Source organism: Streptomyces sp. NPDC057280 (assembly GCF_042668605.1).
Lineage (GTDB): Bacteria > Actinomycetota > Actinomycetes > Streptomycetales > Streptomycetaceae > Streptomyces.
In genome coordinates this window covers 1,040,462-1,067,235 of the sequence record NZ_JBHUYR010000001.1, presented here as the reverse complement: position 1 = coordinate 1,067,235, position 26,774 = coordinate 1,040,462, and the positions used below count along the sequence as shown (strand labels likewise).

Here is a 26,774-nt window from a genome sequence, read left to right as displayed (position 1 = left end):
GCCCTAGCCATGCGCACAAACACGGCCCGTCGCGTACGTATTCCGCGCGCGTACCCATGTGGCCCGAGCGCACACCACCCAGCAGACTGACCCCTATGACGGAAACGGAATCCACTGTGTACTCCTCTTACGATGTAGTAGTCCTCGGAGCCGGGCCCGTGGGGGAGAACGTCGCCGACCGCACGCGCGCGGCCGGCCTCTCCACCGCGGTCGTGGAGAGCGAACTGGTCGGCGGCGAATGTTCGTACTGGGCGTGTATGCCCAGCAAGGCCCTGCTGCGCCCGGTCATCGCCCAGGCCGACGCCCGTCGGCTGCCCGGCCTCGCCCCGGCCGTACAGGGCCCCCTCGACACCGCCGCGGTCCTCGCCCGCCGTGACGAGTACACCTCCCACTGGAAGGACGACGGCCAGATCCGGTGGCTCGACAGCATCGGGGCCGACCTCTACCGCGGCCACGGCCGCCTGACCGGCCCGCGCACCGTGACGGTGGGCGACAAGGTCCTCACCGCCCGGCACGCCGTCGCCGTCTGCACCGGCACCCGCGCCGTGCTGCCCGGCCTGCCCGGACTCGACGCGGTCAAGCCCTGGACCAGCCGCGAGGCCACCAGCGCCCAGGCCGCGCCGGGCCGGCTGATCGTCGTCGGCGGGGGAGTGGTCGCCACCGAGATGGCCACGGCCTGGCAGGCCCTCGGCTCCCGGGTCACCCTCCTCGTGCGCGGCAAGGGCCTGCTCAACCGCATGGAGCCGTTCGCCGGCGAACTGGTCGCCGAGGCGCTCACCGAGGCCGGCGTCGACGTCCGCACCGGCACCTCGGTCCGGTCGGTGACCCGGGAGAACGGCACCGTCGTGGCCGTCACCGACAGCGGCGACCGCATCGAGGCCGACGAGATCCTCTTCGCCACCGGCCGCGCCCCGCGCACCGACGACATCGGCCTGGACACCGTCGGCCTCGAACCCGGCTCATGGCTCGACGTCGACGACAGCCTCCGCGTCACCGGCACCGACTGGCTCTACGCCGTCGGCGACGTCAACCACCGCGCCCTCCTCACCCACCAGGGCAAGTACCAGGCCCGCATCGCCGGCGCCGCCATCGCCGCCCGCGCCTCCGGCACGGACGTGCAGGCCGACCCGTGGGGCGCGCACACCGCGACCGCCGACCACTCCGCCGTACCCCAGGTCGTCTTCACCGACCCCGAGGCGGCCGCCGTCGGCCTGTCCCTCGCCGAAGCCGAACAGGCCGGCCACCGGGTCCGCGCGGTCGACTACGACCTGGCCAACGTCGCCGGCGCCGGCCTGTACGGCGAGGGCTACCGCGGCCGCGCCCGCATGGTCGTCGACCTCGAACGCGAGATCCTGCTCGGCGTCACCTTCGTCGGCCCGGGCGTCGGCGAGCTCATCCACTCCGCGACCGTCGCCGTCGCCGGAGAGGTGCCGATCGGCAGGCTGTGGCACGCCGTTCCGGCCTACCCGACGATCAGCGAGGTGTGGCTGCGCCTGCTGGAGGCGTTCCGGGACAGCTGACAGCTGACAGCTGACAGCTGGCAGCTGAAGGCTGACCGTCACTCCGGCAGCCGGAAGCCCAGGGAGGCGGCGGCCTCCCTGGGCGTGGGCTGCGCCCAGCGCTCCGCCACCGCCTGGTTCGAGGACAGCGAGCGCAGCTCCGCCCGGTCCAGGTACAGCGTGCCGTCCAGATGGTCCGTCTCGTGCTGCACGATCCGGGCGGGCCACCCGGAGAACACCTCGTCCACCGACCGCCCGTGCTCGTCCTCGGCCGTCAGGCGCACCCGGTCGAACCGGTCCACGACCGCCTGCCAGCCCGGGACGCTCAGACAGCCCTCGAAGAACGCGGCCCGCACGGTGCCGACCCCGTCGTACGACGGATTGACCAGGACCCGGAACGGCTGCGGCACCCGCCCCCGCGCGAGGCGCACCTCGTCCGGCACCGGCGCCGGGTCCTCGATCACCGCGATCCGCAGCGGAACCCCCACCTGCGGGGCCGCGAGGCCCACCCCGGGGGCCGCGTGCATGGTGACGCGCAGTGCCTCGACAAACCGGGCCAGCAGCGCGGAGTCCAGCTGGCCCTCGAAGCGCTCGGTACCGCGCCGCAGCACCGGATCGCCGGCCGCCACGATCGGCAGCGGACCGTCGGTGGCGAGGAGTTCCTCGACCAGCTCGGCAAGGGGCTGGTGATCAGGGGGAGTTGCCATCGCGCCAGGATGCCATGCCGTCCACCCGTGTGACGCAGACCACTTCAACCCCCGGGAACTCAGGGCGGGTTTCAACCGACTACTGGACCGACCGAAACAAGCCACGCACGTCCCCACCCCCCGGAGTAGACCGCCGATGACCTCCGCTCCCGCGACGACCGCCGACGAGGCCCCGAAAGCCGCCGACCCGCCGCCGACATCCGGCAGTTGGGCGCCGCTGCGCCCGCTGGTGCTGCGCCTGCACTTCTACGCCGGCCTGTTCGTCGCGCCCTTCCTGCTGGTGGCCGCGGTCACCGGATTCCTGTACACCACCTCGTTCCAGGCCGAGAAGATCCTGTACGCCGACGAGATGACCGTCTCCGCCGTCGGAGACGCCAAGCTGCCGATATCCGAGCAGGTCACCGCCGCCCGCGAGGCCCACCCCGAAGGTTCCGTCGCGGCCGTCCGGCCCTCCCCGGCGGACGACGCGACCACCAGGGTCCTGCTGTCCGGCGTCAAGGGCGTCGACCCCGACCACACCCTTGCCGTCTTCGTCGACCCGTACACCGGCAAGGTCGAGGGAGCCCTCGAACAGTACGGCTCCACGGGCGCGTTGCCGCTGCGCACCTGGATCTCCGAGCTCCACCGCAATCTGCACCTCGGCGAGACCGGCCGCCTCTACTCGGAGTTCGCCGCGAGCTGGCTGTGGGTCATCGCCGGGGCCGGCCTGGTGCTGTGGTTCAGCCGGCGCCGGGCCCGGCGCAAGGTGCGCGGTACCGAAGGACGGCGCCGCACGCTCGGGCTGCACGCCACCGTCGGCGCCTGGGCCGCCCTCGGCTTCTTCTTCCTGTCCGTGACCGGTCTGACCTGGTCCACCTACGCCGGTGCGAGCATCGACGACCTGCGCAGCTCGCTCAACCAGACCACGCCCTCGGTGTCCGCGGCCGCCGGCGGCGACCACTCCGGGCACGGCGCCGCCGCCTCGACGGGGGACGCCGAGCACGGCGTAGGCCTCGACAAGGTCCTGGCGGCGGCGCGCTCCGAAGGCCTCGGCGATCCCGTCGAGGTCGTCCCGCCGGCCGACGCGTCGTCGGCGTACGTCGTGAAGCAGATCCAGCGCAGCTGGCCCGAGAAGCAGGACGCGGTCGCCGTCGACCCGGCCACCGGCCAGGTCACCGACGTGCTGCGGTTCGACGACTACCCGGTGCTCGCCAAGCTCACCCGCTGGGGCATCGACCTGCACACCGGCACCCTCTTCGGCCTCGGCAACCAGATCGTCCTCATGCTCGTGGCGCTCTCCCTGATCCTGCTGATCGTGTGGGGCTACCGCATGTGGTGGATGCGCGGCCGCGGCAGCGCCTTCGGCCGTCCGATCCCGCGCGGCGCCTGGCAGAAGGTGCCCCCGCAGATCCTGCTGCCGTGCGTCGCGGTCATCGCGGTCCTCGGCTACTTCGTGCCGCTGCTCGGCATTCCGCTGGCGGGGTTCCTCGTGGTCGACGTGGTGCTGGGCGAGATCGCGCACCGGCGGCAGCGCCACGCCTGACGCGGGTACGACGACGGGGCCCGGTTCCTTGAAGGGAACCGGGCCCCGGTCGTGTGCTTCGGGTTCGGCTACAGCTCGTCGAAGTCGCCGGCCAGCGCGGACGCCAGGCGCAGATGCGGCTCGGCCTCCTCGTGCCGGCTCTGCCGCTCCAGCGTGCGGCCGAGCATCAGACGGGCGTAGTGCTCGACCGGGTCGCGCTCGACGATGATGCGCAGCTCGGCCTCCGCGCGGCGCAGTTGGGCCGAGTGGTAGTAGGAGCGGGCCAGCAGCAGCCGCGGTCCGGTCTGCTCCGGCACCTCCTCGACCAGCTTGCCCAGGACGCGCGCCGCGGCGGCGTAGTCCTTGGCGTCGAAGAACATCCGCGCGCGCTCCCAGCGCTCCGCCGGCGTTCCGTGGTCGTAGTACGTCATGTCCACTCTGACCTCCTTCGACGCCGTCAACGGAGCGCGGTGATTGAATATTCCACTAACCGTTCAGGGCGGCGAGTTCGGCGTTCGCCCGCTCGGTGATGAGCGTCAGGACCCGTCCGGCGACGGCGAGATCCTCCTCGGGGATGTCGGCGTAGACGCGGGCGCTGAGGGGAGCGGTCTCGGCGGACGTCGTGTCGTACAGCTTCCGTCCGGCGTCCGTGATCCGCACCCGCGACGGCTCTTGGGGGGCCAGGAGCCGCGCGGCGATCAGCTCGTCGACGACGGCTGAGGCCTCCGCGGCGTCGATCTTCAGGGAGCTGACGACGCCGTCGACGAGTTCCTTCCGCTCCATCGGCCCGTCGGCGACGGCGGCGAGGCGGAGGGAGACGGACTGCTGGAACGTCACGTCGTGGCGGGCCAGCACCTGCTCCAGGACCGCTCGGGCCGCATAGTGGGCCAGGGCTATGACGCGCGGGTTCAGCAGGGGAGGTGTGGTGGTGGTCATGACTGCTCCTTGTCGGACTCACTGATGCCGGCTGGTGGATCGAGAGGTGCGTCGAGCAGGGTCGCGAGTTCGGCGCTGAACTCCCGGGTGCGCGGGCTGTCGAGCCCGCCGAGCGGTGCGAGGAGCTGCTCCAGCAGCCCCTGGACGACCTTGATGGCCTGCCGGGTGGTGTCCCGGCCCTGCTCGGTCAGCGCCAGCTGGACGGCGCGCGGATCGCGCGGGTCCCGGGTGCGTTCGAGCAGGCCCGCCGACTCCAGGGAGCGCGCCAGCTTGGACACGTACAGCGGTTCCAGGCCGGTCTGGTCGGCCAGGCGTCGCTGGCTGGGGCGCTCGCCGGCGCGCTGCATGCCGTAGAGGGACGCGGTCAGGGAGTACTGCGCGTGTGTGAGGCCCAGCGGGGCCACCGCGCGGTCGACCGCGGTCCGCCACTTCATCGACAGTCGCCACACCAGGAAACCGGGTGTCGCCTTCTCGTAGCCCTTGCTCATGACGGATACATTACATGGCTACTATATACATGGCTACTATTTTCGGAAGGCGCCGCGGAAGTCGAGGCGGGGCGGTGCCGTCCGGTGAGGCAGCCCGGACGACGGACTGACGGGATGCCGTCCTCGGGGCTAGGTTGGGCGTCATGAGCAATCTTGATCGCGAGGCGGCTCCCGCCCTGTGCGGCGGCCGCGGCTTCGTGGTGGCGGAGCCCGTTCGCGAACTCCTCAGCCCGCGCACCGTCAAGCTCGGCGAGTCCAGCGAGGTCCGCCGGCTGCTGCCGAACCTCGGGCGCCGCATGGTGGGCGCGTGGTGCTTCGTCGACCACTACGGCCCCGACGACATCGCCGACGAGCCCGGCATGCAGGTGCCCCCGCACCCCCACATGGGCCTGCAGACGGTCAGCTGGCTGCACGAGGGCGAGGTCCTGCACCGCGACTCGACCGGCAGCCTCCAGACGATCCGCCCGCGCGAACTGGGCCTCATGACCTCCGGACGGGCCATCAGCCACTCCGAGGAGAGCCCCAAGTCGCACGCCCGCTTCCTGCACGGCGCCCAGCTGTGGGTCGCCCTCCCGGACGGCCACCGCCACACCGACCCGCGCTTCGAGCACCACGCCGAGCTGCCCCGGATCACCGCGCCCGGCGTGACCGCCACCCTCATCCTCGGCGACCTCGACGGCGCGACCTCGCCCGGGACGACGTACACCCCGATCGTCGGTGCCGACCTGGCGCTCGCCGCCGGCGCGGACGTACGCCTCCCGCTGGAACCGGACTTCGAGTACGCGGTGCTGTCCATGTCCGGGGAGGCTCACGTGGACGGTGTCCCGGTCCTGCCCGGCTCCATGCTCTACCTCGGCTGCGGACGCACCGAACTGCCGCTGCGCGCCGCGTCGGACGCGGGTCTGATGCTGCTGGGCGGGGAGCCGTTCGAGGAGGAGCTGATCATGTTCTGGAACTGGATCGGGCGGTCCCAGGAGGAGATCGAGCAGGCCCGCGCCGACTGGATGACGGGCACGCGGTTCGGCGAGGTGAAGGGGTACGACGGGGCTCCGCTGCCCGCCCCGGAGCTGCCGCCGGTGCCGCTGAAGCCGCGTGGAAGGGTGCGCTGACTCCGCCCTCCGGACACCACGGCACCAGCCGCCCGCCACGGGAAACCGGCGGGCGGCTTTGTCGTGGGCGCGCGCAGCCCACGCGTATTCCCGGGAGCGATGGACAGGGCTGGACTGTACGTCCAATGGCTAGACGTGTAGTCTGAATTCGCTGGTCGGTCGCGAGAGTGTCGGGAGTACGCCATGACGTCCGAGCGAGCCCTGGAAGCCGAGCGGGACGCGATCGTCGCCGCGTTGACGCCGGTCGTCGACGGGCTGGTGGCGACGTTCGGGCCGTTGTGCGAGGTGGTGCTGCACGACTACCGGAAGCCTGAGAAGTCCGTCGTCGCCCTCGCCGGATCGGTGACCGGGCGGGCGGTGGGCGGGGCGATGAGCGAGATCGGCCTGCGGATCGTGGCCCGCGGCGACGCGGCACACGACGAGCTGAACTACGTCACGCGCACGGCTACCGGCAGAACCGTGAAGTCGTCCACGATGGTGCTGCGCGACTCCACGGGCACCGTGTTCGGTGCCCTGTGCGTCAATCTCGACGTGACCGCCGTCAGCGAGGCCCACGCACTGCTCGGCGCCCTGGCCGGAGGCGCCGCCGCCCCCGCCGAACTGCCGGTCACCACCTTCGGCGACGACATCGACTCCGTCGTCGACGTCATCCTCGACACCCACCGGCACCAGCCGTGGGGCGCGCTCGACCGCGCCGGCCGCCTCGAGCTGTTCCGCAGCCTCGACGAGCGCGGCGTCTTCGCCGTGCGCCGCGCCATCGAGCAGGTCGCCGCCCGCCTCGGCATCTCCCGCGCCTCCGCCTACAGCTACCTCTCCCAGGCCCGCGCCACGACCCCTCCCGGAGGACCCGCGTGACCACCGCGCCCCCGCCCGTCACCCTCGACGACATCCGCTCCGCCGCCGACCAGCTCAAGGGCGTCGCCCACCGCACCCCGGTACTGCGCTCGCGCAGCCTCGACGGGCGTGTGGGCGCCGAGGTCTTCCTCAAGTGCGAGAACTTCCAGCGGATGGGTGCCTTCAAGTTCCGCGGCGCCTACAACGCGGCCTCCCGCCTGACCCCCGAGCAGTTGGCCCGCGGCATCGCCGCCTACTCCTCCGGCAACCACGCCCAGGCGGTCGCCCTCGCCGCCCGTGAGCTCGGCAGCACCGCGGTGATCGTCATGCCCGAGGACGCCCCGCCCTCCAAGCGGGCCGCCACCGCCGGATACGGCGCCGAGATCATCTCGTACGACCGCTACACCGGCGACCGCGTGGCCATCGCCGAAGCCCTGGCCGCCGAGCGCGGCCTCGCCCTGATCCCGCCGTACGACCATCCGCATGTCATGGCCGGACAGGGCACGGCCGCCCTGGAACTCCTGGAGGAGACAGGGGAGCTGGACGCCCTCCTGGTGCCCGTCGGTGGCGGCGGGCTCATCGCCGGGAGCGCCACGGCGGCCAAGGGGCTGTATCCCGGCGTCCGCGTTGTCGGCGTCGAACCGGAGGCCGGGGACGACACCAAGAGGTCGCTGGAGGCCGGGCGGCGCGTCGAGATCCCGGTGCCCCGCACCATCGCCGACGGGCAGGCCCTCCACACCCCGGGCGAGCTGACGTTCCCCGTGAACCAGCGGCTCGTCGACGGGATCTCGCTGGTCACCGACGACGAGATCCGGGACGCGATGCGCTTCGCCTTCGAGCACCTGAAGATCGTCGTCGAGCCGAGCGGCGCGACACCGCTGGCCGCGCTGCTGTCCGGCCGGGTGGCGGGGCTGCCGCGCCGCGTCGGGGTGATCGTCTCCGGGGGGAACGTCGACGCGGCGCGGTTCGCCGAGCTCTGCGGCTCCGCGGGGGACTGACGCCTCACCCGAATGGCGGCGCCGAGTGGACAGGCGGACGATGGAGTGGGGCGTGTGGTGAAGGGAGCCGACATGCTGGAGACGAAAACCCTCGACAAGCCGGACGAACGGCGGGACTTCCCGCGAGGCCACCTGGAAGCGGTCCACCTCACCGGCCTCGACTTCGCCGTGGGGACCTTCGAACCCGGATGGCGCTGGTCCGAGTCCGTGGCACCCCTCGCCGGGACCACGAGCTGCGAAGTGCACCACAACGGCTATGTCGTCCAGGGCCGCATGCACGTCGTCATGGACGGCGGCGGCGAGGCCGAGGTGGGGCCCGGCGACGTCTTCGTGATCTCGCCCGGCCACGACGCCTGGGTGGTGGGCGACGAACAGTGCGTGGTCTACGACTTCGCCGGAAGCATGGCCAACGAGTACGCCAAGCCTGCCGAGGGGTGACGGGCACGGCGAGAAGGGCTGCTGTCGACTAGATCGGCAGCAGCCGTCCCACCAGCGCGCCCAACTGCCGTACGTTGCGGCACTCGTGCATCTCCACCAGCTCGGCGTACTCGGGTGCCGCGGAGTCGCCCGTGCCCCACTGGGAGCGCTGCTCGGGGTTCAACCAGTAGACCCGGCGGGCCCGTTCGCTGATGTGCCGGACGGCCGCGAGGTTCGGATCGCTCATGTTGGTCCGGGCGTCACCGAGGACGAACACGGTCGTGCGGGGGCCGATGGCGTCGCCGTGCCGCTCCGCGAACTCCCCCAGGGCGACGCCGTAGTCGCTGCTGCCGTGCCAGCCGGTGAGCGTCGCCTCGGCCTGGATGCGGGCGCCGAGTCCCGCCGCGTCGGCCGCGCCGTGCTCCAGGAGTCCGGTCACCTCGTCGATGCGGTTGACGAAGGCGAACACCCGCACCTTGCTGAACTGGTCGTGCAGCGCCTGCACCAGCAGCATCGTGAAGTCGGAGAACCCGGCCACCGAGCCCGACACATCGCACAGCAGCACCAGTTCGGGCCGTGCCGGGCGGCGCCGGCGCAGCACCGGCCGCATCGGCACCCCGCCCGTGGACAGCGAGCCGCGCAGGGTCCGCCGCAGATCGATGCTGCCCCGGGCGGCCCGGCGCCGACGGGCGGCCAGCCGCGTCGCCAGCTTCCGGGCGAGCGGCTGAACCGTCCTGCGCAGCTCGGCCAGCCGGTCCTTCCCGGCGAACAGGAAGTCGACCCGGTCCGCCGTCGGCGCCACCGCGCGGCGGGCGATCTGGTCCCGGTCGCGCCGCTCGGCGACCCGCCGCCGTGCCTCCGTCGCCACCATCCCCCGGAACGCTTCGATCCGGCGCCGGATCTCGTCGTCGAGAAGCCGGTCCGCGAACCCCGAACTCCCGTTCTGCGCCCGGACGTCGGCGCGGACCCGCGCGAGCAGCGTCTGGGGGCGGATCCGGTCGAGGGTCTGGTAGGACGACCAGCCGTCCGAGCCCGGCGAGGAACCGTAGCCGCCGAAGCCGTCGACGGCCTCCACCGCGAGCCGGGCCAGCAACGCCTCGTCGTTCGCCGCGAGCGCCGCCGCCAGCCGGTCGCGCAGATCGTCCCGGTCCGCGGTCCCGGGCTCCGGCGCGCCGACACCGCGCGGGAAGTACAGGTCGAAGACCGGGTCGAACACCGGCCGTTGGGCGGTGCCGTGCAGCAGTGTCGCGGCCAGCCCCTCGCGCAGCAGTTCCCGGTCCTGGAACCCGAGCGCCGCCATCGCCTGCGCCGCGTCCACGGTCTCGCCCGTCCCGATCCGGATGCCATGGGCGCGCAGCGCGGCGACGAGCGAGGTGAGCCGCTCGGCGACGGGCGTGGTCACAGCGCGTCCAGGTCGAGCTTCGCGGCCGCCTTCAGGACGTCGTCCTGATGCTTGAGCAGGACGCCCAGGGTGTCCCGTACGACGGTCTCGTCCAGCGAGTCGGCGCCGAGCGCGAGCAGGGTGCGCGCCCAGTCGATGGTCTCCGCGACCGACGGCACCTTGCGCAGATCCATCGCCCGCAACGCGCCCACCACCCGGACCACCGACTCGGCCAGCGCCGCGTCGAGGCCCGGCACCTTGAGCCGGACGATCCGGCGCTCCAGCTCCTCCTCGGGGAAACCGATGTGAAGGAACAGGCAGCGGCGGCGCAGCGCCTCGGACAGCTCACGGCTCGCGTTGGAGGTGAGGACCACGAAGGGGCGCCGGGTGGCGGTGATCGTGCCCAGTTCGGGCACCGTCACCTGGAAGTCGCTGAGCACCTCCAGGAGCAGGCCCTCCACCTCGACGTCCGCCTTGTCGGTCTCGTCGATCAGCAGGACCTTCGGCTCGTCGCCCCGGATCGCCGTCAGCAGCGGTCGGGTGAGCAGGAACTCCTCGCTGAAGATGTCGGTGCGGGTCTCGTCCCAGGTCTCGTCGCGGCCCGCGCTGATGCGCAGCAGCTGCTTGGCGTGGTTCCACTCGTACAGCGCCCGGGACTCGTCGACGCCCTCGTAGCACTGCAACCGCACCAGCTCGGCCCCCGCGATCTCGGCGACGGCCTTGGCGAGCTCGGTCTTGCCGACGCCGGCGGGGCCCTCGACGAGGAGCGGCTTGCCGAGGCGGTCCGCGAGGAAGACGGTGGTGGCGACCGCGGGCGAGGCGAGGTAGCCGGTCTCGGCGAGGCGTGCGGAGACGTCGTCGACGGAACTGAACAACGGGGCCTCCTGGGCGGTGGCGGGTCCTGGGGTCGCGTGCTGGTCCACCTATCTAAGCGCTTGTTCAGTCCTTCTGTCACCCGGTGGACCGATCGGTTTCCGGCGCGGTGCGGCGGGAGCGGAGGGACGGCCGCTCAGGGGGCCGCCCCTCCTCTCCCGCAGACCGTTCGTTCACGCCGCCAGCGCCACCGCCTCCGTCGCCGGGGTGCGCAGCACCTTCCGGGCCGTCGCCAGGCCCGTCCCCACCGTCACCGCCGCCGCGACGGACACGACCGCGAGCCAGATGCCGACGGCCTGCCCCGGCAGCACCGCGTCGCTGCGGACCACGGTGAACGGGACGATCCCCGCCAGCGCCGCGACCGTGCCGAAGAAGACCCCGGCGACCGTGAGGACCAGCCCCTCGGCGCCCACCATGCCGAGCACCTGACCGGGCGTCGCGCCGGCCAGCCGCTGCTGGCCGAACTCCCGGCTGCGGTACGTGGTCGCCGCGTACAGCGAATTGACCAGCATCACGCAGACGAAGACCACGATGATCCCGACGACCGTGAAGTTCAGCGTCTCCAGATTCTTCGCGTCCACCGACTTCACCAGCCCCGAGGCCGCGACCTCGTCGCTCTCCACCGCCTGCACGGTGAGCGTGGTCGCGGCCACCGCCGTGAACAGGATCAGCGACATCAGGGTCCCGGCGAGCTCACCGGCCCGTTCCCGCAGATTGCGCACCGCCAGCCAGCCGCTCGCCCCGGACAGCGCCAGCCGGTCCAGCAGCCCCTTCAGCAGCCGCGGCGAGAGCAGCGCGAAGCCCACCGACAGCAGGATCGCCCCGTACGCGGGCGGCGCCATGAGCGCCTCGTCCGTCGCCTTCATGAGGAAGGTGCCGCACACCCCCAGGACGCCGGTCGCGAGTGCGGCGTACGCGAGGAACGTCCGCGCCCTGGCCCGCCGCCGCTGCCCCCGTGTCGCCCGCCGCACGGCGAGGAACGCGGCGCCCACCGCGGCGACCAGCGTGATGCCGACGCCCGTCAGCAGCGCGATCGAGCCGAACGAGTAGTCCACCGACTCCGCCACCTGGCCGCTGTCCCGGAACACCTCAAGCAGCGCCCGCCCGCCCAGCATCGCGGGCCCGATCGCCAGCGCCGCGCCCACCAGGGCGACGGCCAGCGCCTCACCGACGACCATCCGCTTCAGCTGCGCCGGAGTCGCCCCCGAGCAGCGCAGCAGCTCCAGCTCGGCGGCCCGCTGACGGACGTTCACCGTCAGCGTGGAGGCGACGGCGAAGAACACCAGCAGCGAGCCGTAACCACCCACCACGCTCGCCGCGGTCGTCAGCGTGTTCGAGCTCACCGAGTCGACGCCGCTCCCGGCCGCCGTGTCGTGCATCGAGTTGAACGTCATGATGATCGCCGCGCCCAGGAAGGCGGACAGCAGCGTCGCGAGGAACCGTCCGGGGCGTCGCCGGATCGACCGCAGGGCCAGTACGAACATCGCTCACACCCCCGCCGTCACGTCGTCGCCGAGGTGCGCGAGGCGTTCGGCGACCGCGTCCGCGGTCGGCGCGTGCAGCTGACCGGCAAGTCGGCCGTCCGCGAGGAACAGCACCGAGTCGGCGTAACTGGCGGCGACCGGGTCGTGCGTCACCATCACCACGGTCCGCCCGTGCACCCGCACCGCCTCCTGGAGCAGCCGCAGCACCGTGCGCGCACTGCGCGTGTCCAGGGCGCCGGTCGGCTCGTCGGCGAAGATCACCCGGGGTTCGCAGACCAGCGCCCGGGCGATCGCGACCCGCTGCCGCTGACCGCCGGACAACTGGTCGGGGCGGTGGCCCAGCCGGTCGCCGAGCCCGACCTGGGTCAGGATCTCCCGGGCCCGTCCGCGGTCGACGCGCCGCCCGGCCAGCTTCAGCGGCAGCACCGTGTTCTGCGCGACGGTCAGCGTGTCCAGCAGGTTGTACTGCTGGAACACGAAGCCGACCCGCCCGCGCCGGAACTTCGTCAGCTCCGCCTCCGTGCCGCCGGTCAGCTCGGTGCCGTCCACGACCACGATGCCGTGATCGGGCCGGTCGAGTCCGGCCGCGCACTGGAGCAGCGTGGACTTCCCCGACCCCGACGGTCCCATGACCGCGGTGAAGGTGCCCCGGGCGAGGCCCAGCGTGACCCCGTCGAGGGCGGTCACGGCGCTGTCGTCGCTGCCGTAGGTCTTGGTGACCTTGACCAGCCGCAGCGCCTCGGCGGCGGGTCCCGTGTCGTGCCTGCGTCGCGAGCCTGTGCGAAACATCGTCATCACCTCTCGGCCGGGCACCCCCTGTGCCCCGCCAACGAAGCTACGGAGACGAAGGCCAGGCCACACGGGGCGCAGAACCCGTATCCGGAGGTGTACTCAGCACCACCCCGTGCGGGTCACCCGAACGCGCCGACCCGCTGCCCCGCCCGATGCAACGGCTCCATGACCGCGCCTCCGGACGGCTGCCTCGCGCGCAACGAGGGGAGCTGCGGCGAGTATCCGAGTACCCGCCGCTACATCCTCTGGGACGCGGTCGTCCAGCATCTCCACTGCACGATCCCGTCCCGGCGATGTTCTCCCTGCCTCTGGCCGTGTACACCAACAGGTGGACAGCTGACGGCGGTTGGCGCGGGACGTGGCGCGGGCCTCTCTGGAGGACAGAGGGCTGCTGGAGTGAAGTGTCAGTGGGGCCTCGTAGATTGCCGCCATGGGTGTCTATCTGGTGGATGTCGGCGCGGAGGACTGGCGCGCCGGGTACGAGGGCGGGTACGGCGAGATCGCTGCGGCCCTCGACGAGAGGCTGAGCGGGCGAGGCCTGCCGCGGTTCGAGGTGCCGGCGGCATGCCAGGGGCTGGAGTTCGAGGAGAAGCTCAGCCCCTCCATGGACGGCTTCGTCGCGCTCTGCCGCGCGCATCTCACCCCGGACGAGGAAGAGATGCTCTGCGGCTGGTCGGTGCTGGTGCCGGTCCCGCTCGACGAGACGATCGAACTGCCCGTGGGCTCCGCCTACACCGATACGACCGTGGTGGCGGGAGCGCCCCAAGTGCTCGCCCTCGCCCAGCGGTTGGCGACGGCGATCGGGCTGCCGCCGATGCTGCCCGTCCCGGCCACCACCCTCGACCTGACCAACTGGTTCCTCGACGGCCAGGCCGAGGAGATCGCCGCCGCCCGTCCCGGCCCCTGGGCCGAGGACCTGGACGCCGCCTTCTACGTCGCCCTCTACCTCCGCGCCGCCCAGCACTCCGTGCGCCGCGGTTGCCCGATCGTCTTCAGCTGACGTGACGGGTCCGTGACGTCGGTGACCGTACTGGTGCGGCGGCGGGCCTTCCCGGCGCCCGCCCGGGCGGGTACACCCAGTCCATGGGGGACAACGGGGGATACCGTCACCCGTGGTGGCGGGGAACGCGTGCATCGGCCGACCGGGCGGACAGCGAGCTGCGGCCCGAAGGACTGATGGATGTGGTGCCGGTCGGACTGGACCGGGCCTATGTGCAATTCGGTGATCTCTATCCCGAACAGCAGCTTCAGCTTCAACTGCTCTACGGCGCCTCGCAGAGCGCCTTCGAGCCGCACACGAGAGTGTCGGCTCGCGTCACGGTCCTGCGGGTGCTCGGCAACGCGCTGAGCGACCCCCGGCTCGGCGACGCCAAGCCCAACGAGCACCTGACCGAGTATCTCGACCAGGAGATCGCCGACCTGCGGGGACGGCTGGCGCAGGACAGCGCGACGGCCGTCAGCCGGGGCCTCAACATCGGCCTCGGGCTCGGCTCGGCCGCGAGCCTGGTGCTGCTCGCGGTGCCGCTGCTGGGCGGCGTCGGCCTGCTCGGCGCGCTCGGCGTCACCCTCAACTGCACCGATCGCTGGAGCCTGTTGGGCGCCGTGGTGTGCGGTGGCGTCGGCGCGTTCGGCGCGGTGCTCAGTGTGCTGGTACGGCTGCGCGGCAGCGCGGACCAGCTGGCGCGGCGGCAGACCAACGGCCGGGAGGGCGTGGTCGTCCCGGGGCAGATGGCCCGCAGCATGCGGCACGAGGGCCTCTACCGGGTGTTCGTCGGCTGGGTGCTCGCCCTGGCCGTGTACTTCCTGTTCACCGGCGGCATCGTGCCGGTCTTCGAGGTGCCCGCCACGGCGGCCGACATCTGCCCGGCGCCCGGGAAGCCGGGGTCACCGGTCAAGGGCACGGACTTCTGGGGCTTCTGGTGCGCCGTCGGTTTCGTGGCGGGCTTCAACGAACGGTGGGCGTTCGGCATCCTGGGACGGGACGCGGCCCGGCGGCAGAGCAAGGGCTAGGCCTCAGAGGTCCGTTGGGCGTCGGCTGAGCAAGGGCTAGGCGTCGGACGTCCGTTGGGCGTCGAGCTCGTAGTCGAACCACACCCGGTGCGTGCCGTCCGCGTCGATCGCCATGCCGCCCGAACCGGTGATCCCGGCCAGCGCACCCGTGCCGCTGCCCGGGACGATCACGAAGAACTCGCTCTGTCGGTCCGTGCCCAGGGTCGTGGCCGAGTGGGCGAAGTTGAACGCGCCCGCGCGGCCGCCGAGCGAGCCCTCGAAGGACTCCATCGCGACATACGTACCGACCCCGGTGCCCTGGTCGTACGCGGCGGTGAACAGGGTTGCCGAGCGCCCCGTGACCTCGCCCTCGTACGTCTTCTCCATCGTGGCGACACCGACCGGCACCGCCGTCTCGATGCCCGGCGCCGGCACCGGGGCCGGTGTGAAGTCCGCGACCTTGAACGTTCCCGAAGCTCTCATGCCCCGAGCCTAGGACGCGCCACTGACAACGGCCCTTCGCCGAAACCCCTGGGACACCACGGACGACCGCACCGGCCCGGCACCGGCGCCCCTCACGCCCGCACGGGCGGCCTCTCCCGGCGGATCTCGTCGATCAGCAGTTTCGCGGCGACCATCGCCCCGTCGGTGCGCATCCTGCCCGCCACGGCCCTGGCCCGCTCACGCGTCTCCGGGGACAGCGCCGTCTCCAGCGCGGCCGACAGGGACGCCAGGGTCGGCTGCGGGCCGTCGTGCGCCACGCCGATGCCCAGCTCGGCCACCTGGGCCGCCCACAGCGGCTGGTCCGCGACCTGCGGCACGATCACCTGCGGAGCGCCCGCCCGCGCCGCCGTCGTGGTCGTCCCCGCGCCACCGTGATGGACGACGGCGGCCACCCGGGGGAACAGCAGCTGGTGATTGACGTCGCCGACGGCGAAACAGTCGTCCTGGCCGTCCACCAGCGCCAGATCGGCCCAGCCGCGCCCCAGCAGCACCCGGCGCCCCTGCGCGCGGACCGCCTCGATCGCCACCGGTCCGACATCGCTCGCGGCATGCATGGCCATGCTGCCGAACCCCACGTACACCGGCGGCGCACCGGCGGCCAGGAACGCCGCCAGGTCGTCCGGGAGCGGGCGGTCGTCCGGCCGGATCCACGCGCCGGTCGGCACGAGTTCGAGGTCCGTCATCTCCTGCCACGGGCCCAGCGCCGGGTCGGCCGCGAGCCACGGCCGCTCGGTGAGGACGTGGTCGCGGACGTTGTCCACCGGCGGCATCCCTAGGGCGGCCCGGTGGGTGTTCAGGGCCTCGCCGTACAGCGCGTTCACGCGCTCCGCGTCCAGGCGCCACAGCTCCTTGAGGTCGGTCACGCCCGGCGGGTTGGGCTTGCCCGGCCGCTTCAGCGGCGCGTACCGCGACGACGGCAGCCCGCACGGGTGGAAGCAGGCGAGCACGTAGGGGATGCCCAGATGCTCGGCCACCGAGCGTGCGCCGGCCGGCATCAGGCCGGTCGCCAGCAGCGCGTCACACCCCTCGGCCGCCTTGGCCACCTCCCCGAAATGGCCGGCGACCAATTCGGCCGCGACCTTGAACGCGAGATCGGGGGACGGCCCCCGGGCCCCCGTCACCAGCGCCCGCACCGACGAGCCGAACGGCACCACCTCCGCCCCGGCACCGGTCAGCAGCGCCGCGAGCTCCTCGTCCGGAGGCACACACGCCCGCACTTCCACATCGAGCTCCCGCAGCGCCGCCGTCAGCCCCGCAAGCGGTTCGACATCCCCACGCGACCCGTACGACATCAGCAACACACGCACTTCGACACTCCCGTTTCCGCTGGTCCAGGCGGTCAGGCCGGAGATTCTGCGGCATGAGGGGGGCCTTGCGGCAAGCCCCCCTGTGCGCTATAGCTTGATAGTGGCGGAGAGTTGCTGAACTCTTCGCCCTTCGTATGCCGGCTCGCGTGTCAGCCCGCCTGGGCGTCCGCCACCGATGCGAACCGCACCTGATCGCGCCACCCCCAGCGCGTCCGCGTCCACCGACCGCCGCGGCGCCTCGTGCAGCTCCGCCGGGGTGAGGACGCCCGGGAAGCGCCCCCGTCAAGGACCGCGACTCACCCGGCGTCGAGGGCCGCACGCCCCCGTCCCGCGTCCGGGGCGTGGCGTCCTGGGACTTCACGGACGGCACCGCCTCCTACCGACTGCCCTCCGGACGCTACGAGTTGGCCTCGGCGCTGGGCTGAGCGCCGACCAGCACCACCTCCAGGGTGCGCGGACCGTGCACCCCCTCGACCCGGTCCAGCTCGATGTCGCTGGTCGCCGAAGGACCGGAGATCCACGTCAACGGGCGGACCGGGTCGAGGCGTTCGAGGGCCTGCGGCACCGACCCCACGACCTGGTCCGGGACCCGGACGACACAGATGTGGTGGTCGGGCACGAGCGTGATCCGGCGGCGGCCCTGGTCCGGACCGCCGTCCAGCACGATCGTGCCGGTCTCGGCGACGGCGACCGCGCAGGCCGTGACCACGCTGTCGATGCGGTCCAGCTCGTGCGGGCTGCTCTCCGGCCGGTCGGGCACCTGCTCGGCGTCGAGGTCCGTGAGCCACGACGGGTCGAGCCCCGGCGGCACGAGCACCGTCTTCGCGCCGCGCGCGGCCAGCATCCCCGCGAGGGTCACCGCGAGGTCGTCCGGGGTGCAACGGTGGACGATCGCACGGTAGTCGGCGAGGTTCTCGGCCAGGAGCTCGATGGTCTCCTCGACCGTACGGTCACCGTGCTCGCGCAGATACGTGCGCTCGATCGGGGCGTCCTCGCCGGGCGCATCGGCGAGCGCGCGCCGCACCCGGCCCAGAATCCGTTCCCTGCTGCTCACTTGGCACCGCCCTTTCCGCCGCCTGTGCGCTGCCACCAGTCACGGAACGGCTCCGCGGGCACGGGTGGCAGATCCCGTGTCTCGCTCCACGCCTTGCCGGGGCCCGGCAGCGGCAGCCGGCGCGGATGCAGCCGACGGGTGCGGGAGGCGAGGCGCTGCCCCGCGCGCACCGCGCCGGGACGGGCGAACGCCCAGCGGGCCGCCCGCATCGCCGCCCGCTCGGCGGCATGCCCCTTGGCCGGCTTGAGCACCACCTTGTTGCCCTCGCGCGTCACCTCCCCGCCCTGCACGACCCGCTCCCGCAGATGCACCAGCACCTCGGGGATGTCGATGGCGACCGGGCACACCTCATAGCAGGCCCCGCACAGCGACGAGGCGTACGGCAGCGAGGCGTCGATCTCGCTTGCCGTGCCCCGGAGCTGGGGGCTGAGGATGGCGCCGATCGGGCCGGGGTACACCGAGCCGTAGGCGTGGCCGCCGGCCCGCTCGTAGACCGGGCAGACGTTCAGACAGGCCGAGCAGCGGATGCAGCGCAGAGCCTGGCGGCCGACCTCGTCGGCGAGGGTGTCGCTGCGGCCGTTGTCCAGGAGGACCAGGTGGAAGGTCTTCGGCCCGTCGCCGTCGGTGGTTCCGGTCCACGTCGACGTGTACGGGTTCATGCGCTCGGCCGTCGAGGAGCGGGGAAGCGTCTGGAGGAAGACCTCCAGGTCCTGCCAGGTCGGCACGATCTTCTCGATGCCGACGACCGAGATCAGCGTCTCCGGCAGGGTCAGACACATCCGTCCGTTGCCCTCGGACTCCACGACCACCAGGGTGCCGGTCTCGGCGACCATGAAGTTGGCGCCGGAGACGCCGACCTTGGCGCGCAGGAACTTCTCGCGCAGGTGCAGGCGGGCGGCCTCGGCGAGTTCGGCGGGCGTGTCGGTCAGGCCCTCGGGGGCCGGGCGCCCCCACTCGCTCATCTCCTTCGCAAAGATGTCCCGGATCTCGCCACGGTTGCGGTGGATGGCCGGGACCAGGATGTGCGAGGGGCGGTCCTTGCCCAACTGCACGATGAGCTCGGCGAGATCGGTCTCGTAGGCGTGGATGCCCGCCGCCTCCAGCGCCTCGTTGAGCCCGATCTCCTGCGTGGCCATCGACTTGACCTTCACGACCTCCGACTCGCCGGTGGCCTTGACCAGTTCGGTGACGATCCGGTTGGCCTCGTCGGCGTCGGCCGCCCAGTGGACGATGCCGCCCGCCGCCGTCACCGACTCCTCCAACTGGACGAGGTAGTCGTCCAGATGGCGGAGCGTGTGGTCCTTGATCCGCTTGCCCGCCTCGCGCAGCTCGGCCCAGTCGGAGACCTCGGCGACGGCCTTCTCGCGCTTGGCGCGGATGGTGTGCGTGGCATGCCGCAGATTGCCGCGCAGCGTCGGGTTGTTGACCGCTTCGTGCGCGGCCTTCGGGAAGGCCGGCATCCCTACAAAGGTCCCGCTCATGCCGCCGGCTCCTCCTCGGTGCTCGCCAGGATCTCCGCGATGTGCACCGGCCGCATCTCCGTGCGCAGCCGGGCCATCGTCCCGCCGATGTGCATCAGGCAGGAGTTGTCGGCCGCGCACAGCACCTCGGCGCCGGTCGACTCGGCGTTGCGCACCTTGTCCGCGCCCATCGCCGCCGAGACGTCGGAGTTCTTCAGGGAGAAGGTGCCGCCGAAACCGCAGCACTCCTCCGCCCCCGGCAGCTCCGCCAGCTCCAGCCCCTTCACGGCCTGGAGCAGCCGCCGGGGCCGGTCGCCGAGCCCCAGCCCGCGCAGTCCGTGGCAGGTCGGGTGATAGGTCACCTTGTGCGGGTAGTACGCGCCCACATCCGTCACCCCCAGCACGTCCACCAGGAACTCCGTCAGCTCGTACGTCTTCGGCACCACGGGCGCCAGCGCGGTCGCGAGCCCGTCCCCGCGCCCCTCCGCCCGCGCCCGCTCACCCAGCCGCGGATACAGCTCCCGCACCATCGCCCCGCACGAACCGGACGGGGTGACGATCGCCTCGTACTCCCCGAAAACATCGGAGAAATGCCGGGCCATCGGCTCCGTCTCATGCCGGTACCCGGTGTTGTAGTGGGCCTGCCCGCAGCAGGTCTGGGCCATCGGGAAGTCGACCTCTACGCCCAGCCTGGTCAGCAGTTTCACCACCGCGCGCCCGGTGTCCGGATAGAGCGTGTCGTTGACACAGGTCAGGAACAGGGCGACACGCATCGCGGCTCCTTGTGATCGATCATCGGATGAGTGCAGGGTAATGCGGACTCGCCGCCGGGGGGAGACCCCGCTCACCATGTGGCGAGCCGGGCCTCCGCCGCGCGCCACGGCGCCGTGTCACCCTGAGGCTCGTACCGGGTCAGCGGCTGGGTGCGGGTGAGCAGGGCCCGCCCGTCCGCGAGGTCGCCGACCAGCCCGTGCGTCCGCGCCTGCACCAGCACGTTCCCGAGGGCCGCGGCCTCCGTCGGGCCCGCCACCACCGGCAGCCCGCAGGCGTCGGCCGTCAGCCGGCACAGCAGCGCGTTGCGGGTGCCGCCGCCGACGATGTGCACGACATCGACCTCCTGCCCCGCGAGGCGCTGCGCCTCGGCGACGGCCTTGCGGTGCGCGAGGGCCAGCGAGTCGAGGATGCAGCGGGTGATCTCCCCGGGCGTCCGCGGCACCGGCTGCCCCGAGGCACGGCACGCCTCGGCGATCCGCTCCGGCATCCGGCCCGGCGCCAGAAACACCGGATCGGAGGCGTCCACCACCGAGCGCAGCGCCGGCGCCTTCGCCGCGTCGAGGAGCAGCGCCCCCAACTCCGGCTCGCCCCAGGCCCGTACACACTCCTGGAGCAGCCACAGCCCCATGATGTTGCGCAGATACCGGACCGTGCCGTCGAGCCCCAGCTCGTTGGTGAAGTTGGCGGCCCGGCTCTCCTCCGTCAGCACGGGGGCGTCGAGTTCGAGGCCCGCCAGCGACCAGGTGCCGGTGCAGATGTACGCGAACCGCTCACCGGCCGCGGCCGGCACGGCGGCCACCGCGGACGCGGTGTCGTGCGAACCGACCGTCGTCACCGGCACCGGTCCGCGCAGCCCCGTCTCCTCCAGCACCTCGGGCCGCAGCACCCCGGCAGGGTCACCGGGCTGTCGCAGCGGCGCGAACAACCCGAGGTCGATTCCCAGCCGGGAGGCGATGTCGTACGACCAGTCGCGCGTCCGGGGATCGATGAGCTGGGTGGTCGAGGCGTTGGTGAGCTCGGTGCCCTGCTCGCCGGTGAGCCAGTACGTCAGCAGGTCCGGGATCATCAACAGCCGCTGAGCATGCGTGAGCTGATCGGCCGTCAGTTGGTACAGCGTGTTGAACGGCGCGTACTGCAGCCCGGTCGCGGCGTACAGCTCCGCCGCGGGGACCGTCGCCCACACCTTCTCCGCGACCCCCTCGGTCCGGGAGTCGCGGTAGTGCACCGGGTTGCCGAGCAGCGTCCCGTCGGCGTCGAGCAGACCGTAGTCCACGGCCCAGCTGTCGATGCCGACGGAGTCGACCCGCCCCGCCGCCTTCAGCCCGTCCAGCACCCCGGCGTACAGCGAGAGAACGTCCCACCGCAGCCCCTCCGGCAGCCGCACCGGCCGGTTCACGAACCGGTGCGTCTCGGTCAGCGCCAGGCTGTCGGGGCCGACGCGGCCGACCATGACACGCCCGCTGGACGCGCCGAGGTCGACCGCGGCGTACGACTTCACGGGCGCGCTCACCGCAGGAAGGCGGCCGCGACGCCGGCGTCGACGGGGACATGCAGACCGGTGGTGTGGGTCAACTCCCCACCGGTCAGCGCGAAGACCGCGTTCGCGACGTGCTCGGGCAGCACCTCGCGCTTGAGGATGGTCCGCTGCGCGTAGAACTCGCCCAGCTTCTCCTCCTCCACGCCGTACACAGCCGCCCGCTGGGCACCCCAGCCACCGGCGAAGATCCCGGAACCGCGCACCACACCGTCCGGGTTGACGCCGTTGACCCGGATGCCGTGCTCGCCCAACTCGGCTGCCAGCAACCGGACTTGGTGGGCCTGGTCGGCCTTGGTGGCGGAGTAGGCGATGTTGTTGGGCCCGGCGAACACGGCGTTCTTGGAGGCGATGTAGACGATGTCGCCGCCCAGCTGCTGCGCGATCATCACCCGGGCCGCCTCGCGCGAGACGAGGAAGGAGCCGCGGGCCATGATGTCGTGCTGGAGGTCCCAGTCCTTGCTCGACGTCTCCAGCAGCGGCTTGGAGATGGAGATGCCGGCGTTGTTGACGACGAGGTCGACCCCGCCGAAGGCGAGCGCGGCGGCCTTGAAGGCCTCGGCGATCTGCTCCTCGTAGGTCACGTCGACGGTCACGGCGACGGCCTTGTCGGCCCCACCGAGCTCCTCGGCGACCGCGGCCGCGTTGTCACCGTTGAGATCGGCGACCACGACACACGCACCCTCGGCGACCAGCCGCTGCGCGATCGCCTTGCCGATCCCGCTGCCCGCACCCGTCACCAACGCGACCCGGGTGGCCAGCGGCTTCGGCTTCGGCATCCGCTGGAGCTTGGCCTCCTCAAGGGCCCAGTACTCGATCCGGAACTTCTCGGACTCCTCGATCGGCGCGTACGACGACACGGCCTCCGCGCCCCGCATCACGTTGATCGCGTTGACGTAGAACTCCCCGGCGACCCGGGCGGTCTGCTTGTCCTTCCCGAACGAGAACATCCCGACCCCCGGGATCAGCACGATCGCCGGGTCCGCGCCGCGCATCGCGGGGGAGTCGGGCAGGGCGTGCCGCTGGTAGTAGGCGGCGTACTCCTCACGGTATGCGGCGTGCAGCTCCTTCAGCCGCGCGATCGCCTCCGCCGGCGGGGCGGTGGGCGGCAGGTCGAGGACGAGCGGCGCCACCTTGGTCCGCAGGAAGTGGTCCGGGCAGGAGGTGCCCAGCGCGGCGAGCCGCGGGTGCTCGGCCCGGGACAGGAACTCCAGCACCACGTCCGAGTCGTTGAAGTGCCCGACCTGGGGCCGGTCCTGCGAGGCGATGGCCCGTACATGAGGAGCCAGCGCGGCGGCCCGCTCGCGCCGCTCACGCTCGCCGAGAGCCGCGTAGCCCTCGATGACCGGCCCGAAGGGCTCGGCCTTGCCGCGCTCCTCCAGGAACTTCTCGGCGGTCCGGATGATGTGCAGCGAGTTCCGCTCGCACTCCTCGGCGGTCGCGCCCCAGGCCGTGATGCCGTGCCCGCCCAGGACGACACCGATCGCCCGCGGGTTGGCCTCCTTGATCGCGGCGATGTCCAGCCCCAGCTGGAACCCGGGCCGCCGCCACGGCACCCAGGCCACGGTGTCGCCGAAACACTCCGCGGTCAGCTTCTCCCCGTCCGCCGCACAGGCCAGCGCGATCCCGGAATCAGGGTGCAGATGATCGACATGCGCGGCGTCGACCAGCCCGTGCATCGCGGTGTCGATGGAGGGAGCGGCGCCGCCCTTGCCGTGCAGGCAGTAGTCGAAGGCGGCGACCATCTCGTCCTCGCGCTCGACACCCGGGTAGACATCGACGAGCGCCCGCAGCCGGTCCAGCCGCAACACCGCTAGCCCCGCCTCGGTCAGCGTCCCGAGATCCCCACCGGACCCCTTGACCCACATCAGCTCCACATCACCCCCGGTGACGGGATCACTGTCGATACCTTTCGCCGACGCGTTGCCACCGGCGTAGTTGGTGTTACGGGGGTCGGCACCGAGCCGATGGGAGCGGGAGAGGAGGGCAGCAGCTTCGGGATGGGTAGCCATGACTTTCGGCTCCTTCTAGAAGGGGGATGAGGTGTCAAGGGGCGCGGGGCTGTGTCGAATGTGCGGCTACCGCCGCGCGGGCGCGACCAGCCACATCCGGCCCGCACCCCGCCACGAAACAGATCCAGACATGCGCTTACGCCCCCCACCCGGCCTGCTGCCCACCCACCCGCTCAGCCACGATCTTCGCCGCCCACCCCGACCGCCGGTACGCGGCGATGGGATCGGCGTCCAGCCCCATCTCCTCGCGCACCTCACGAAGCAACGGCCGCACATCCGTGTTGTACGCGTCCATGATCACGGCATTGGCCTCAAGGACATCCCCCGAAGCCTGCGCCGCGCTCAGCGCGTCCCGGTCGACCAGCAGCGCCTTCGCCGTGGCCTCCTGCACGTTCATCACCGACCGGATGATCGCTGGGATCTTCGCCTCGATGTTGTGGCACTGGTCGAGCATGAACGCGACCTCGGGCGTGAACCCGCCCCCGCGCACGACCTCGTACATGATCCGGAACAGCTGGAACGGATCGGCGGCCCCGACCATGAGGTCGTCGTCCGCGTAGAACCGCGAGTTGAAGTCGAATCCGCCGAGCTTGTTCTCGCGCAGCAGCGTCGCGACGATGAACTCGATGTTGGTGCCCGGCGCATGGTGCCCCGTGTCGACCACGACCTGCGCCTTCTCACCGAGCTTGAGGCAGTGGGCGTACGCCGTCCCCCAGTCCGGCACGTCCGTCGAGTAGAAGGCCGGCTCGAAGAACTTGTACTCCAGCAGCATCCGCTGCCCGTCACCCAGCCGCTCGTACACCTCGGCGAGGCCCTCGGCGAGCCGGTCCTGCCGGGACCGGATGTCGTCCTGCCCGGGATAGTTCGTGCCGTCCGCGAACCACAGCTTCAGGTCCTTCGACCCGGTCGCGTCCATGATGTCGACGCATTCCAGCAGGTGATCGACGGCCTTACGGCGCACCGCCGCATCCGGGTGGCAGATGCTGCCCAGCTTGTAGTCGTCGTCCTGGAAAGTGTTGGAGTTGATCGCGCCGAGCTTCACCCCGCGCTCCTCCGCATGCTTGGCCAGGGCCGCGTAGTCCGCCACCCTGTCCCACGGGATGTGCAGCGCCACGGTCGGCGCGACCCCGGTGAACGCGTGCACCTGTGCGGCGTCGTCGAGCTTCTCCCAGGGATCACGCGGAACGCCCTGTTGCGCGAACACCTTGAAACGCGTTCCCGAGTTCCCGTACGCCCACGACGGCGTCTCGACTGCCTGTGTCTTGAGCGCGGCCTTCACCGCGGCGAGCTCGGTCACTTGAGGGCTCCTGTGACGTCGGGTCCGAAGGGTTCCTGAACAGCTTCACTGTGAAACGATTCAAGACGGGAAAGTATGAGTCGACCGGTGGGGTGTCAAGCCCTGCGACCAAGCCTGTTGCACGTGACCCGGCCGTGACCTATGAGTCTCGAAATTTTTTCGACACGAACCCATTGACGTGACATGGGCGCCATGCCTAACGTCCCGGCAACCAAGTTGAAACCTTTCACGACGCCGTGAGGGCAGTCCCCGGGCGTCGTCGAGGAGCCCCTCATGACCCACCCGTCCGACGCGGGACCGGCCCCGGTGCTGGCGCTCAAGGACATCTCGAAGTCCTTCGGAGCCGTACGCGCCCTGCGGGACGTCTCCCTGGAGCTGTTTCCCGGTGAGGTGCACGCCCTCGCCGGCGAGAACGGCGCGGGCAAGTCGACTCTCATCAAGACCCTTGCAGGGGTGCACCGACCGGACGCCGGTCAGGTACTCCTCGACGGCGAGCCCGTCGTCTTCCACGGCCCCGGTGACGCCCGCGACGCCGGTATCGCCGTGATCTACCAGGAGCCCACGCTCTTCCCCGACCTCTCGATCGCCGAGAACATCTTCATGGGGCGCCAGCCCCGCAAGGCCCTCGGCCGGATCGACCACAAGGCCACCCACGCGGCCACCGCCGCCCTGATGCGGCGCCTCGGCGTCGAACTCGACCCCGACCGCCCCGCGCGCGGCCTGTCCATCGCCGACCAGCAGATCGTCGAGATCGCCAAGGCGCTCTCCTTCGAGGCCCGCGTCCTGATCATGGACGAGCCGACCGCCGCCCTCACCGGCAGCGAGGTCGCCCGGCTCTTCGGCGTCGTGCGCACCCTGCGCGAACAGGGCGCGGCCGTCCTGTTCATCTCCCACCGCCTGGAGGAGATCTTCCAGATCTGCCGACGGGTCACCACGCTCCGCGACGGCGCCTGGATCTCCAGCGAGCCCATCGACGGCATGACCGAGGACGACCTCGTGCGCCGCATGGTCGGCCGCGACCTCGACGAGCTGTACCCGAAGCAGGAGGTACGCCCCGGCGAAGTCGCCCTGACGGTGAACCGGCTGACCCGGGAGGGTGTCTTCACCGACGTCTCCTTCCAGGTGCGCCGCGGTGAGATCGTCGGCCTCGCCGGACTCGTCGGCGCCGGCCGCACCGAGGTCGCCCGGGCCGTCTTCGGCATCGACCGCTGGGACGCCGGCGATGTCTCCGTCGACGGCAAGCCACTGATCAACGGCGCCCCCTCCACCGCCATGGCCGCGGGCCTCGCCCTCGTCCCCGAGGACCGGCGCGCCCAGGGCCTGGTGATGGACATGTCCATCGAGCGCAACATCGGCCTCACCGGACTTCGTACCACCGTGAAGGCCGGCCTGATGGACCGCGGCGCCGAACGCAGCCGGTCCCTCGACTGGGCCGCCAAGCTCCAGGTCAAGTACGCCCGCATCGCCGACACGGTCAACACCCTGTCCGGCGGCAACCAGCAGAAGGTCGTCCTCGCCAAGTGGCTCGCCACCGGCCCCAAGGTGCTGATCGTCGACGAGCCCACCCGCGGCATCGACGTCGGCACCAAGGCCGAGGTGCACCGGCTGCTCAGCGAACTCGCCGCCGACGGCGTCGCCGTCCTGATGATCTCCTCCGACCTGCCCGAGATCCTCGGCATGGCCGACCGCGTGCTCGTGATGCACGAGGGCCGGCTCACCGCCGAGATCCCGCGCTCCGAAGCCACCGAGGAAACCGTGATGGCCGCAGCCACCGGGAGGGCCGTTGCATGAGGCCCACCACTACGTCCCCTGTCCTCGGGAGGG

At 71.8% G+C, this 26,774-nt stretch carries 25 protein-coding genes and 2 pseudogenes; 10 read left to right on the top strand and 17 right to left on the bottom strand.

Annotated elements, in window-relative coordinates; genetic code table 11:
* Positions 1–95: 95 nt before the first annotated feature.
* Entirely contained in the window at positions 96–1,520 is a 1,425-nt protein-coding gene (locus ACFUO4_RS04885) for a dihydrolipoyl dehydrogenase family protein (protein ID WP_383479964.1), read from the top strand.
* Between the two features lie 38 nt (positions 1,521–1,558).
* Here ACFUO4_RS04885 and ACFUO4_RS04880 read toward each other — a convergent pair whose 3' ends face one another.
* Positions 1,559–2,206, bottom strand: a complete 648-nt coding sequence (locus tag ACFUO4_RS04880) for a peptide deformylase (RefSeq protein WP_383479962.1) — start codon at positions 2,204–2,206, stop codon at positions 1,559–1,561.
* A 136-nt stretch (positions 2,207–2,342) separates the two neighbouring features.
* On the opposite strand from ACFUO4_RS04880, the gene ACFUO4_RS04875 reads away from it, so the two are divergent.
* A complete protein-coding gene (locus ACFUO4_RS04875) occupies positions 2,343–3,728 on the top strand; it encodes a PepSY-associated TM helix domain-containing protein (RefSeq protein WP_383479960.1) in 1,386 nt (461 codons plus the stop codon).
* A gap of 68 nt (positions 3,729–3,796) precedes the next feature.
* Here the strand turns inward: ACFUO4_RS04875 and ACFUO4_RS04870 are convergent, their stop codons facing one another.
* The 3 genes from ACFUO4_RS04870 to ACFUO4_RS04860 are packed head-to-tail and all read right to left on the bottom strand — an operon-like array spanning position 3,797 to position 5,131.
* Positions 3,797–4,144 (bottom strand): tetratricopeptide repeat protein, encoded by a 348-nt coding sequence (locus ACFUO4_RS04870; RefSeq protein ID WP_059194731.1) that lies wholly within the window; start codon positions 4,142–4,144, stop codon positions 3,797–3,799.
* Between the two features lie 49 nt (positions 4,145–4,193).
* Complete coding sequence (locus ACFUO4_RS04865) at positions 4,194–4,643, bottom strand: MarR family transcriptional regulator (protein WP_383479958.1); 450 nt, start codon at positions 4,641–4,643, stop codon at positions 4,194–4,196.
* A complete protein-coding gene (locus ACFUO4_RS04860) occupies positions 4,640–5,131 on the bottom strand; it encodes a MarR family winged helix-turn-helix transcriptional regulator (RefSeq protein WP_383479956.1) in 492 nt (163 codons plus the stop codon). The genes ACFUO4_RS04865 and ACFUO4_RS04860 overlap by 4 nt, the downstream gene beginning before the upstream one ends.
* Before the next feature lie 143 nt (positions 5,132–5,274).
* On the opposite strand from ACFUO4_RS04860, the gene ACFUO4_RS04855 reads away from it, so the two are divergent.
* The 4 genes from ACFUO4_RS04855 to ACFUO4_RS04840 all read left to right on the top strand — a co-directional run bounded on the left by ACFUO4_RS04855 (position 5,275) and on the right by ACFUO4_RS04840 (position 8,510).
* The gene (locus ACFUO4_RS04855; protein WP_383479954.1) at positions 5,275–6,240 is read left to right on the top strand and encodes a pirin family protein; all 966 of its coding nucleotides are present in this window, start codon (positions 5,275–5,277) and stop codon (positions 6,238–6,240) included.
* A gap of 183 nt (positions 6,241–6,423) precedes the next feature.
* Complete coding sequence (locus ACFUO4_RS04850; RefSeq protein ID WP_383479952.1) at positions 6,424–7,095, top strand: transcriptional regulator; 672 nt, start codon at positions 6,424–6,426, stop codon at positions 7,093–7,095.
* On the top strand, positions 7,092–8,072 hold the full coding sequence (locus ACFUO4_RS04845) for a threo-3-hydroxy-L-aspartate ammonia-lyase (RefSeq protein ID WP_383479950.1): 981 nt from the start codon (positions 7,092–7,094) through the stop codon (positions 8,070–8,072). Before ACFUO4_RS04850 ends, ACFUO4_RS04845 begins: the two co-directional genes overlap by 4 nt.
* 72 nt (positions 8,073–8,144) lie before the next feature.
* Positions 8,145–8,510: a cupin domain-containing protein gene (locus tag ACFUO4_RS04840; protein WP_383479948.1), complete on the top strand. Its 366-nt coding sequence runs from the start codon at positions 8,145–8,147 to the stop codon at positions 8,508–8,510.
* Positions 8,511–8,538: 28 nt separating this feature from the next.
* Here the strand turns inward: ACFUO4_RS04840 and ACFUO4_RS04835 are convergent, their stop codons facing one another.
* From ACFUO4_RS04835 to ACFUO4_RS04820, 4 genes are all read right to left on the bottom strand, one after another.
* Complete coding sequence (locus ACFUO4_RS04835) at positions 8,539–9,891, bottom strand: VWA domain-containing protein (RefSeq protein WP_383479946.1); 1,353 nt, start codon at positions 9,889–9,891, stop codon at positions 8,539–8,541.
* Positions 9,888–10,745 (bottom strand): AAA family ATPase, encoded by an 858-nt coding sequence (locus ACFUO4_RS04830; protein WP_383479944.1) that lies wholly within the window; start codon positions 10,743–10,745, stop codon positions 9,888–9,890. The genes ACFUO4_RS04835 and ACFUO4_RS04830 overlap by 4 nt, the downstream gene beginning before the upstream one ends.
* Before the next feature lie 171 nt (positions 10,746–10,916).
* Entirely contained in the window at positions 10,917–12,227 is a 1,311-nt protein-coding gene (locus tag ACFUO4_RS04825; protein ID WP_383479942.1) for an FtsX-like permease family protein, read from the bottom strand.
* 3 nt (positions 12,228–12,230) lie between these two features.
* Positions 12,231–13,016 carry an ABC transporter ATP-binding protein gene (locus tag ACFUO4_RS04820; RefSeq protein ID WP_383479940.1) on the bottom strand — a complete coding sequence of 262 codons (786 nt, stop codon included), beginning with the start codon at positions 13,014–13,016 and terminating at the stop codon, positions 12,231–12,233.
* A gap of 168 nt (positions 13,017–13,184) precedes the next feature.
* Between ACFUO4_RS04820 and ACFUO4_RS04815 the strand changes: the two are divergent.
* The 3 genes and pseudogenes from ACFUO4_RS04815 to ACFUO4_RS04805 all read left to right on the top strand — a co-directional run.
* Positions 13,185–13,301: pseudogene (locus ACFUO4_RS04815) on the top strand (ABC transporter permease); the annotation flags it as partial.
* Between the two features lie 148 nt (positions 13,302–13,449).
* On the top strand, positions 13,450–14,019 hold the full coding sequence (locus ACFUO4_RS04810) for a hypothetical protein (protein ID WP_383479938.1): 570 nt from the start codon (positions 13,450–13,452) through the stop codon (positions 14,017–14,019).
* A gap of 83 nt (positions 14,020–14,102) precedes the next feature.
* Positions 14,103–15,029, top strand: a complete 927-nt coding sequence (locus ACFUO4_RS04805; RefSeq protein WP_383479936.1) for a hypothetical protein — start codon at positions 14,103–14,105, stop codon at positions 15,027–15,029.
* A gap of 36 nt (positions 15,030–15,065) precedes the next feature.
* Here the strand turns inward: ACFUO4_RS04805 and ACFUO4_RS04800 are convergent, their stop codons facing one another.
* The 9 genes and pseudogenes from ACFUO4_RS04800 to rhaI form a co-directional block, all read right to left on the bottom strand.
* Positions 15,066–15,491, bottom strand: a complete 426-nt coding sequence (locus tag ACFUO4_RS04800; protein WP_383479934.1) for a DUF3224 domain-containing protein — start codon at positions 15,489–15,491, stop codon at positions 15,066–15,068.
* 92 nt (positions 15,492–15,583) lie between these two features.
* Positions 15,584–16,819: a glycosyltransferase gene (locus tag ACFUO4_RS04795; RefSeq protein ID WP_383479932.1), complete on the bottom strand. Its 1,236-nt coding sequence runs from the start codon at positions 16,817–16,819 to the stop codon at positions 15,584–15,586.
* Positions 16,820–16,968: 149 nt separating this feature from the next.
* A pseudogene (locus tag ACFUO4_RS04790) lies at positions 16,969–17,115 on the bottom strand (ABC transporter ATP-binding protein); the annotation flags it as partial.
* Between the two features lie 101 nt (positions 17,116–17,216).
* Entirely contained in the window at positions 17,217–17,873 is a 657-nt protein-coding gene (locus tag ACFUO4_RS04785; RefSeq protein WP_383479930.1) for a lactate utilization protein C, read from the bottom strand.
* Positions 17,870–19,354, bottom strand: coding sequence for a LutB/LldF family L-lactate oxidation iron-sulfur protein (locus ACFUO4_RS04780; protein WP_383479928.1), 1,485 nt, complete (start codon positions 19,352–19,354; stop codon positions 17,870–17,872). Before ACFUO4_RS04780 ends, ACFUO4_RS04785 begins: the two co-directional genes overlap by 4 nt.
* Positions 19,351–20,106 (bottom strand): (Fe-S)-binding protein, encoded by a 756-nt coding sequence (locus ACFUO4_RS04775; protein ID WP_383479926.1) that lies wholly within the window; start codon positions 20,104–20,106, stop codon positions 19,351–19,353. The genes ACFUO4_RS04780 and ACFUO4_RS04775 overlap by 4 nt, the downstream gene beginning before the upstream one ends.
* 71 nt (positions 20,107–20,177) lie before the next feature.
* Positions 20,178–21,605, bottom strand: coding sequence for a rhamnulokinase family protein (locus ACFUO4_RS04770; protein ID WP_383482292.1), 1,428 nt, complete (start codon positions 21,603–21,605; stop codon positions 20,178–20,180).
* 8 nt (positions 21,606–21,613) lie between these two features.
* Entirely contained in the window at positions 21,614–23,653 is a 2,040-nt protein-coding gene (locus ACFUO4_RS04765) for a bifunctional aldolase/short-chain dehydrogenase (RefSeq protein WP_383479924.1), read from the bottom strand.
* Between the two features lie 136 nt (positions 23,654–23,789).
* Positions 23,790–24,950, bottom strand: coding sequence for an L-rhamnose isomerase (gene rhaI / locus ACFUO4_RS04760; RefSeq protein WP_383479922.1), 1,161 nt, complete (start codon positions 24,948–24,950; stop codon positions 23,790–23,792).
* Positions 24,951–25,223: 273 nt separating this feature from the next.
* Between rhaI and ACFUO4_RS04755 the strand changes: the two genes are divergently transcribed.
* Complete coding sequence (locus ACFUO4_RS04755) at positions 25,224–26,741, top strand: sugar ABC transporter ATP-binding protein (protein ID WP_383479920.1); 1,518 nt, start codon at positions 25,224–25,226, stop codon at positions 26,739–26,741.
* Positions 26,742–26,774: the final 33 nt, after the last annotated feature.